Origin of the sequence: Effusibacillus lacus, assembly GCF_002335525.1 — a bacterium.
Classification (GTDB): domain Bacteria; phylum Bacillota; class Bacilli; order Tumebacillales; family Effusibacillaceae; genus Effusibacillus; species Effusibacillus lacus.
The window spans coordinates 46355-55522 of the sequence record NZ_BDUF01000019.1 but is presented as its reverse complement, the minus strand read 5'-3'; the positions used below and the strand labels follow the sequence as shown (position 1 = coordinate 55522).

The 9168-nt window shown below is 50.4% G+C and carries 8 protein-coding genes and 1 rRNA gene; 7 read left to right on the top strand and 2 right to left on the bottom strand.

The annotated features are described in order from the left end of the window. A 5S ribosomal RNA gene (gene rrf, locus EFBL_RS05040) occupies positions 1 to 91 on the top strand; the annotation flags it as partial. Between the two features lie 62 nt (positions 92 to 153). Here the strand turns inward: rrf and EFBL_RS05035 are convergent. Together EFBL_RS05035 and EFBL_RS05030 are read right to left on the bottom strand one after the other, a co-directional pair. Next, complete coding sequence (locus EFBL_RS05035) at positions 154 to 1011, bottom strand: polysaccharide deacetylase family protein (RefSeq protein ID WP_096181048.1); 858 nt, start codon at positions 1009 to 1011, stop codon at positions 154 to 156. A gap of 62 nt (positions 1012 to 1073) precedes the next feature. Further along, entirely contained in the window at positions 1074 to 1643 is a 570-nt protein-coding gene (locus tag EFBL_RS05030) for a TetR/AcrR family transcriptional regulator (protein ID WP_096181047.1), read from the bottom strand. 341 nt (positions 1644 to 1984) lie between these two features. On the opposite strand from EFBL_RS05030, the gene EFBL_RS05025 reads away from it, so the two are divergent. From EFBL_RS05025 to disA, 6 genes are all read left to right on the top strand, one after another. Beyond that, positions 1985 to 2446: a CtsR family transcriptional regulator gene (locus tag EFBL_RS05025; protein WP_096181046.1), complete on the top strand. Its 462-nt coding sequence runs from the start codon at positions 1985 to 1987 to the stop codon at positions 2444 to 2446. A gap of 12 nt (positions 2447 to 2458) precedes the next feature. Continuing rightward, complete coding sequence (gene mcsA, locus EFBL_RS05020) at positions 2459 to 2962, top strand: protein-arginine kinase activator protein McsA (protein ID WP_096181045.1); 504 nt, start codon at positions 2459 to 2461, stop codon at positions 2960 to 2962. 12 nt (positions 2963 to 2974) lie between these two features. After that, the gene (gene mcsB / locus EFBL_RS05015; RefSeq protein WP_096181044.1) at positions 2975 to 4042 is read left to right on the top strand and encodes a protein arginine kinase; all 1068 of its coding nucleotides are present in this window, start codon (positions 2975 to 2977) and stop codon (positions 4040 to 4042) included. 25 nt (positions 4043 to 4067) lie between these two features. Next, positions 4068 to 6503, top strand: a complete 2436-nt coding sequence (locus EFBL_RS05010) for an ATP-dependent Clp protease ATP-binding subunit (protein ID WP_096181043.1) — start codon at positions 4068 to 4070, stop codon at positions 6501 to 6503. 151 nt (positions 6504 to 6654) lie between these two features. Continuing rightward, positions 6655 to 8022, top strand: coding sequence for a DNA repair protein RadA (gene radA / locus EFBL_RS05005; protein WP_096181054.1), 1368 nt, complete (start codon positions 6655 to 6657; stop codon positions 8020 to 8022). Positions 8023 to 8027: 5 nt separating this feature from the next. Then, positions 8028 to 9104: a DNA integrity scanning diadenylate cyclase DisA gene (disA, locus tag EFBL_RS05000; RefSeq protein WP_096181042.1), complete on the top strand. Its 1077-nt coding sequence runs from the start codon at positions 8028 to 8030 to the stop codon at positions 9102 to 9104. Positions 9105 to 9168: the final 64 nt, after the last annotated feature.

Here is a 9168-nt window from a genome sequence, read left to right as displayed (position 1 = left end):
ACACCCGTTCCCATCCCGAACACGGAAGTTAAGCTCTCCAGCGCCGATGGTACTTGGGCACGAGCCCCGGGAGAGTAGGTCGTCGCTAGGCAATCTTTTAAGAACACGCTTTTAGAGCGTGTTCTTTTTTTGGGCTTTGTACAGAGCCTTTCTTTAAAGCGACTTATTCTGCAGGTCCAGGTATTCGGTTGCAGTAACAAACTCGTACCCCTGGGCCTGCAGATGTTCAATAATGGCCGGCAGGGAATCGACGGTTTTGTCTCGAGGACCGCCTCCATCATGCAACAGAATCATGCTCTTCTCCAGCAACCCTTCTTCTACGCGTGCGTGGACAGGTCTTGAATTTTTCAAATTCCAGTCGGCAGGGTCCACATTCCAGAGGACGGATGTCATCCCCGTCGATTCGATGGAGGAGCGGACATCTGCATTGGTTTTCCCGTACGGGGGACGGAACAAACGGGGACGATGACCTGTCAATTCCTCTATCACACTATTGCTATCGTTGATTTCCCGTTTTACATCCTCGGTGGACAGTTTGGTAAGGTCGGGATGATTCCAAGTATGATTGGCAATCAAGTGACCCGCGTCATGCATTATCTTGATCATCTCGGGATTGTTCTTTGCCTGTTCTCCAAGTACAAAAAATGTGGCCCGAATGTTATAGGCATTCAGAATTTCAAGGATTTTCGGCGTAAAGGGGGAAGGGCCATCGTCAAAGGTCAAGGATACGTAACGGGCAGGTTTTTTGTTGTCGGATGGCTGTTTTTTGCGCTTTTCTTTCTTATATGCCAGGAGATCCTTCTTGGTCAACGCAATGTCGGGCAGAAATGAAGCGGACGGAACTATCGCGGGCGGCTTTGAATCCGGCCTGACAATCGTGTGCAGGGTATTAGAGGATATCCAGGTCACAGGAGCAGCCAGAACTTGAGTATGAAACAGAGTAAGTCCCACAACCAAAGAAACGACAATCGCCACTAAAGTGGAAACTCCGTTAATAAAAAGCTTGTACAAAAAACTCCCTCGCTCTCCTTGGTCTTACTTGACCATATGAAGCGCGAGGGACTAATATGAACTTATTTTTTTATTCCCTCCAGGAAAATCTGGGCAAAATAATTCCCGATTTCTTCCGGTGTCATCTTTCCGCCTTCCTGGTACCAGCGGTGCAGCCAATTGGCGCTTCCAAGAATCGCCAGTGCAATCAACCGGCTGTCCCCAGGCTTGAATTCGTCTGCTTGCACCCCTTCGTCAATAATTGTGGTCCACAACTTCAGGTAACGGTCGGTTTCTTCCTTGATTACCTTGTGGTGGTCGGGCTCCAGTGAAAAAGCTTCCCGCAGAAGGACCGTGGTCATTTCCATGTTTCGTGCCACATAGGTGACGTGGTGTTGGATGGCCAGTATCAATTTGTCCTTGGAAGAAACCTGACTTTCAATGATTTTTTCCATGCGTCTGTTGAATCCGTTTATCGATTGCTGGGTAATTTTCATCAGCAATTCTTCTTTGCTGGAGATGTAATGGTACAGGCTGCCCTTTTGCAATCCAACTTCATCAGCAATGTCCTGAACGGATGTAGCGTGATATCCTTTACGTTCAAACAGCTTGATGGCCGCTTGAGCAATTTCTTCGTATTTGTTAATGCCCATATGCAGACTCTTCCTTTCCGTGGTTCACCAATAAACTACAAATTTCGACTCAGTAGTATTGTATCATATATACTTGTTTTTCCCTTTTTTTTCAATTTTCTATCAAGATTTTTCAAGGTTTTGCCATAAGTGATGGGATACTGCCGGTTCTACTGGAAAATATTTGCTGATGAAAGTGATTTCTCTTCTGCATAGATTTCAAAAAACTGACTAAATTAATTTCGATTCTGCCTTGCATTCGCATGAAAAACGGTTTATAATCTGGTTAAAGGTCAAAAATAGTCAAAGTCAGATCAGGCCCACTTCTTTCTCGTCACTATCCATTGATGGGAGTGATTAGCATGAGAAATATATCCGACATAATTGAACACTACATCAAACAAATGCTTAAGTCGGGTCCGAGCAATTTTGTCGAAATTCAGAGGAATGAGCTGGCTGACCGGTTTCATTGCGTCCCTTCCCAAATCAATTATGTAATCAGCACCCGTTTCACTTTGGAAAAGGGCTATGTGGTGGAATCCAAGCGTGGTGGGGGCGGTTACATAAGAATCAGAAGGCTGGATCTGAACACAGACGCTAAAGTGATTGAAACGATTCTGAACTTGTTTGGCTCCCGAATTTCACAAAGGGAAGCAATCGGCATCATTCACAGGCTGCTCGAAGAAGAGATCCTCACTCCAAGGGAAGCGCGCATGCTGGAAGCGGCTATGCTGCTTGAGGAACTGCGGCCGACGATTCCCGAACCCGACACGCTGCGGGCCAGTTTGTTATCCGCCATGTTCAGGGCCATTCTCAAAGGATAGGAGGGAACAAAAATGAAATGTGAAGAATGCGGACAGCGTCCGGCCACTGTACACTTTACCAAGATCATACAGGGGGAAAAGACAGAAGCCCATCTTTGTGAATCTTGTGCCCGGGAAAAAGGGGAATGGATGAACCCCTCCACAGCCGGGTTCTCACTAAACAGTCTATTGTCCGGCTTGCTGAATTTTGACTCGGCAGGAACTCCCGTAGCCGCAGTACCTCGTTGCGGCAATTGCGGCATGACCTATTCGCAGTTCAGTGAGTCGGGACGGTTTGGCTGTGCGGAGTGTTACACACATTTTCAGTCCCGCCTTGATCCGTTGATGCGTAAGATTCACGGCTCAGCCACACATGCCGGGAAGGTGCCGCAAAGAACCAACAGCAAAATCCGGACGAAGAGGGAATTGGACAAACTCCGTGCACAACTGCAATCGGTGATCCAAGCGGAGAAGTTTGAAGAAGCTGCTGTTCTGAGAGACAAGATTCGTGAGATTGAACAGCAACTGGAGAGTTAGGGGGTGTCAAGGTTGTCTGTAAATGATTTTTTGAACACAAGCCCTACTTGGATGAAAGAAACAGGACCTGAATCGGACATTGTCATATCAACCCGGATCCGGCTGGCGCGCAATCTGTCCAAGTATCCGTTCCCGTCGCTAATGACAGACAGTGTTGCAGAAGGGGTGATTGAAGACATACGCAAAGCCTTGTCCAGCCCGGAGATGCAGAATGTCAAAAAGTTTGAGTTGTTCAGGTGCCGTGATTTGTCAGATGTGGAGCGTCAGGTTTTTGTCGAGAAGCATCTGATATCGCCCGGATTGGCGGAACAAGTGCGGCACAGTGCGTTTGCGGTATCAAAAGATGAAACGGTGTCCATCATGATCAACGAAGAGGATCATTTGCGAATTCAATGCATCTTCCCGGGATTCCAAGTGCGAGAAGCCTGGAAACTGGCGAATCAGATCGATGACGTACTGGAATCCAAAGTGGACTATGCGTTTCATGAGCAGTACGGTTATATGACATCCTGTCCCACCAACGCCGGAACAGGCATACGGGCGTCTGTCATGATGCATTTGCCGGGTCTTGTCCTGACCAATCAAATTAACCGGATTCTTTCAGCCATCTCAAAAGTCGGCCTGGTAGTTCGCGGTCTGTATGGAGAGGGAAGCGATGCGACAGGCAACCTGTTTCAGGTTTCCAACCAGATCACCCTGGGTCTGTCGGAAGAGGATATTCTCGGAAATCTGCAAGCGGTGGTGAATCAAATCCTTGAGCACGAAAGATCTGCGCGCAACCACCTTCTTAAAGAAAACCGGGAGGCGCTGGAAGATCGGATCTGGCGTTCCTACGGGATCCTGACGAACGCCAGAAAAATTGAGTCCAAAGAAGCGATGCAGCGAATATCCGACGTGAAACTGGGGATCGACTTGGGAGCGATCAAAGGGGTACCGGCCGGGATACTGAGAGAGTTGATGGTGATGACTCGCCCCGCCTTTTTGCAAAGGCTAACCGGCAAAGAGTTGGCACCAGGCGAAAGAGACTGGAGAAGGGCGGCCATCATTCGCGATCACATGCAAACAAACGCAAAGCAATAACCATTTTAAAAAGGGGTGGATTTCCATGATGTTTGGACGATTTACGGAACGAGCGCAAAAAGTGTTGGCGTTGGCGCAAGAGGAAGCAAGCCGTCTGGGCCATTCCGGCGTAGGAACCGAACATATCCTGTTGGGACTTGTTCGCGAGGGAGAGGGCATCGCCGCCAAAGCACTGGTAAGTCTGGGATTGTCCAGTGACAAGATCCAGAAAGAAGTGGAAAAAATCATCGGGCGCGGACAGGGGCAAACCGGCGGTATGGCCTACACTCCGCGTGCCAAGAAAGTCATTGAACTGTCTATTGACGAAGCTCGCAAGTTGGGACACAACTATGTGGGCACCGAGCATATTCTGCTCGGGTTGATCCGTGAGGGGGAAGGCGTGGCTGCCCGTGTGCTGTCAAATTTGGGTGTGTCTCTCAACAAAGCGCGGCAGCAAGTGCTTCAACTGCTGGGAGGGGATGCGAACGACACCACTCAGGAGTCTCAGCAAAACGCCAATACACCAACCTTGGACTCGCTGGCCCGTGATTTGACTCAGATGGCCCGAGACGGAAAATTGGATCCGGTGATTGGCCGGGCCAATGAAATTGAACGTGTGATTCAGGTGCTGTCCCGCCGGACAAAGAACAACCCGGTATTGATTGGGGAACCGGGTGTGGGGAAAACGGCTATCGCAGAAGGCCTTGCACAACGAATCGTTGAGAACGAAATTCCGGAAACCCTGCGCAACAAGCGTGTGATGGTGTTGGATATGGGTACGGTTGTTGCGGGCACCAAGTACCGTGGTGAATTCGAAGACCGCCTGAAAAAAATCATGGATGAGATCCGGCAAGCGGGCAATATCATCCTGTTTATCGACGAATTGCACACTCTGATCGGAGCCGGAGGCGCCGAAGGAGCCATCGATGCTTCCAATATCCTGAAACCGGCGCTTGCCCGCGGGGAGCTCCAGTGCATTGGCGCAACCACACTGGATGAATACCGCAAACACATTGAAAAAGACGCCGCGCTTGAGCGGAGATTCCAGCCGATTACGGTGGGTCAACCGAATGTGGATGACGCCATTCAGATTCTGCACGGATTGCGCGATCGCTATGAGGCCCATCACCGCGTCAAAATTTCGGATGAAGCGTTAGAAGCGGCAGTTCGTCTGTCCGACCGCTACATTACCGATCGGTTCTTGCCGGACAAAGCGATCGACCTTATTGACGAAGCAGCATCCCGTGTGCGTTTGCGCACCCATACGCAGCCGCCGAATCTGAAAGAATTGGAAGAGAAGCTGGAAGAGGTCCGGTTTGAGAAAGAGTCGGCCGTGCAAAGCCAGGAGTTTGAAAAAGCAGCTTCCCTCCGCGACAAGGAACAAAAGCTTCGGGAAGAGTTGGAAACCCGCAAGGTCGAATGGCAGCAAAACCAGGTCAAAAAAGATACGATCGTCACAGCGGAGGACATTGCCGATATTGTTTCCATGTGGACAGGAATCCCGGTTCGCAAACTGGCGGAAGAGGAAAGCGAACGTTTGATGAAACTGGAAGAGATTCTGCATGGACGGGTCATTGGCCAGGAGGAAGCGACCAAAGCGGTTGCTCGTGCGGTGCGGCGTGCCCGCGCAGGTCTGAAAGATCCGAAGCGTCCGATCGGTTCGTTTATCTTCCTGGGTCCGACCGGGGTGGGGAAAACCGAATTGGCAAGGGCTCTGGCGGAAGCAATGTTTGGCGACGAAAACGCGATGATTCGCATCGACATGTCGGAATACATGGAACGCCACACCACTTCCCGCCTCGTAGGAGCGCCTCCGGGATATGTGGGATATGAGGAAGGCGGTCAGCTGACAGAAGCGGTGCGCCGCAAGCCCTACTCGGTCGTCCTGCTTGATGAGATTGAGAAAGCTCATCCGGAAGTATTCAATGTTCTGCTGCAACTGCTGGATGACGGCCGTTTGACGGATTCCAAGGGCCGGACCGTCGACTTCCGCAACACGATTGTCATTATGACCTCCAACGTAGGAGCCCAGACGATCAAGAAGGGCGGTGCCCTTGGGTTTACCGCCAATAAGGAAGCGGATTACGTGGATATGAAGGATCGGGTGATGGATGAACTGAAGAAGCAATTCCGCCCGGAATTCCTCAACCGGATTGACGAAATTATCGTCTTCCACCCGCTTTCCGAAGAACACATCAAAGAAATTGTCGACCTAATGGCAGAAGATCTCCGCAAGCGACTGAGGGATCAGAACATCGACTTCATTCTGTCGGATGATGCCAAGGCGTTCCTGGCGAAAGAAGGCTTCGATCCGACTTATGGCGCACGTCCGTTGAAGCGTGCCATTACCCGCCATATTGAAGACCGGTTGTCCGAAGCGCTTCTTACAGGCACCATCCAACGTGGAGACAGGGTGAGAATCGATTTGGAAGGCGATCAATTGATCGTTTCGAAGTGGGAGGCAACCGCTGCCGAAGTTTAATGACAGAAATAAAAAAGTTTCAAATTTCGTCACAGGAGAACGTGCCATATGGCTGTTCTCTTTTCCATATAGGATTAGAAAAAAGCCCTGTTTTGTTATATATTGAAAGGGAGATGATATGACATCGGGACGGGAGAAATTAAGGGAATATATGGCAAAGACAAAAGTTAAATTCGTATGTCAGGAATGCGGCTATGAAAGCCCAAAATGGATGGGGAAATGCCCCGGTTGTCATACATGGAACCGGATGGTGGAAGAAGTGGAGCGAACAACGAAAACGCCGGCTCCTGCCGTATTGGGTTCACACCAGTCAAAGGTAGAAAGAATCGATGAAATTGACATCTCCCAGGAACCCCGTGTTAAGACCGGGTCGGAAGAAACCGACCGGGTCCTTGGCGGGGGGATCGTTCCAGGCTCCCTGGTGCTTGTCGGAGGCGATCCGGGAATCGGGAAGTCCACGATCCTGCTGCAAACCTCTCACCGGTTGGCGGCACAAGGGTTGAAAGTGCTTTATGTATCCGGAGAGGAATCGGTCCAACAGATCAAACTGCGTGCCGACCGTTTGCAGATCCTGTCGCCGCATTTGTTAATCCTTTCAGAAACCGATTTTGCCCAAATTGAGATGCAGATCGCGGCCGTGAATCCGGATTTTCTGATAGTCGACTCTATACAGACCATCTTTCATCCGGCAGTTGGCACAACACCCGGTTCGGTCGGCCAGGTTCGGGAATGTACCGGACACCTTTTGCGTATCGCCAAGACACATGGAATTGCCACTTTCATTGTCGGCCACGTAACGAAAGAAGGTGCCATTGCAGGACCGCGAATGCTGGAGCATATGGTGGATGCGGTACTTTATTTTGAAGGGGAACGGCATCATACATACCGGATTCTTCGTGCGGTCAAAAACCGGTTTGGGTCGACCAATGAAATCGGCATCTTTGAGATGAGGGAAGAGGGGTTGGTGGAAGTCGGGAATCCATCGGAACTGTTCTTGTCAGAACGTTCCCAAGGGGCACCCGGTTCTGCTGTTGTGGCTTCCGTGGAAGGGACGCGGCCGGTGCTGGTTGAAATCCAGGCGCTGGTAAGCCCCACCGCTTTTGGGAATCCTCGCCGCAATGCCAACGGGTTAGACCATGCCCGTGTCTCCATGATCATGGCTGTGCTTGAGAAACGAATGGGATTGTATGTAGGTTCGCAAGACGCTTACGTGAATGTGGCAGGAGGCGTACGCCTGGATGAACCGGCAGTGGATTTGGGCGTGGCTATGGCCATTGCATCCAGCTTCAAGGAAACCGGCATGAGCCCGCATGATGTATATATTGGTGAAATTGGGCTTGCCGGCGAAATCAGAGGGGTATCCCGGATTGAACAGCGGGTACGGGAAGCCAGGAAACTGGGGTTTGCCCGTTGCATCGTCCCGATCAAAAATCTGCGTGGATGGACGCCGCCTGCAGGGATTGAAGTGGTAGGTGTCGATAGTATACAACAGGCGTTTCAAATCGTGTTCCGGGGGTGACTGTCATGAGAGAAGAAATCAAGAAAGATACAATGATCAACAAGCTGTTAAGGCTTACGGCACCCGGAACCAGTTTGCGGGAAGGATTGGAGAACGTTCTGCGGGCGAAAACCGGTGCACTGATTGTCGTGGGTGAATCGGACATCATGAACAAAGTTGTGGATGGAGGCTTTCGCATCGATTGCGAGTTTACTCCGGCAAATCTGTATGAACTGGCCAAGATGGACGGCGCCATTATCCTGAGTGATGACGTCAAAAGAATCCTGGTCGCCAATGCCCAATTGACCCCCGATTCTTCCATTCCCTCTTTTGAAACGGGAACCCGCCACCGCACTGCGGAACGGGTGGCGAAACAAACGGGCCAGCTGGTCATCTGCATATCGCAACGGCGCGATGTGGTCACGCTTTACCAATCCAATTTTCGCTACACCTTGAAAGACATCGGAGTCATCCTTGCCAAAGCCAATCAGGCGATCAATACACTTGAACGGTACAAGGCAGTGTTGGATCAGTCCTTGACCAACCTGAGCGCTTTGGAGTTTGAGGAGTTGGTTACGCTTCACGAAGTTGCAATGGTAATGCAGCGAATTGAGATGGTGCTGAGAATAAAAATGGAGATCAGGCGATATATTACAGAATTAGGGACAGAAGGCCGTCTGATCTCGATGCAGCTTGATGAATTGGTATCCAAAGTTGACGAGGAAGCCTACTTGTTGGTGAAAGACTACTGCAAGGATACCGAGCTGACTCCCCACCAGATCCTGACCGAGCTCCACACGCTTTCGGCTGAAGATTTGCTCGACGGGGAAGCGATTGTCAGAATACTTGGCTATAATGGTGACGTAAACATTACGGAAGAACCGGTTTCGTCCCGCGGATACCGGATTTTGACGAAAATCCCCCGCTTGCCGCACCCGGTGATCGAGAATCTCGTAACCCATTTTTCCAGCATTACTCAGATCCTGAGTGCATCCATCGAAGAACTGGATGATGTGGAAGGTATTGGAGAGGTCAGGGCCCGGTCCATTAAAGAGGGGTTGCGGAGGATTCAGGAACAGGTGTTCATTGACAGGCACATTTAAACCCATTATGATGAGTAGAACATAAGAAGTGAATTTGTTTTGCTACCTGACAGGGGGTACCCGT

What these genes read in the sequence shown, in the direction of transcription:
- disA (WP_096181042.1), top strand. Translation starts at nt 8,028, where the DNA reads ATGAGAGAAGAAATCAAGAAAGATACAATGATCAACAAGCTGTTAAGG.
- EFBL_RS05010 (WP_096181043.1), top strand. Translation starts at nt 4,068, where the DNA reads ATGATGTTTGGACGATTTACGGAACGAGCGCAAAAAGTGTTGGCGTTG.
- EFBL_RS05030 (WP_096181047.1), bottom strand. Translation starts at nt 1,643, where the DNA reads ATGGGCATTAACAAATACGAAGAAATTGCTCAAGCGGCCATCAAGCTG.
- EFBL_RS05025 (WP_096181046.1), top strand. Translation starts at nt 1,985, where the DNA reads ATGAGAAATATATCCGACATAATTGAACACTACATCAAACAAATGCTT.
- radA (WP_096181054.1), top strand. Translation starts at nt 6,655, where the DNA reads ATGGCAAAGACAAAAGTTAAATTCGTATGTCAGGAATGCGGCTATGAA.
- mcsA (WP_096181045.1), top strand. Translation starts at nt 2,459, where the DNA reads ATGAAATGTGAAGAATGCGGACAGCGTCCGGCCACTGTACACTTTACC.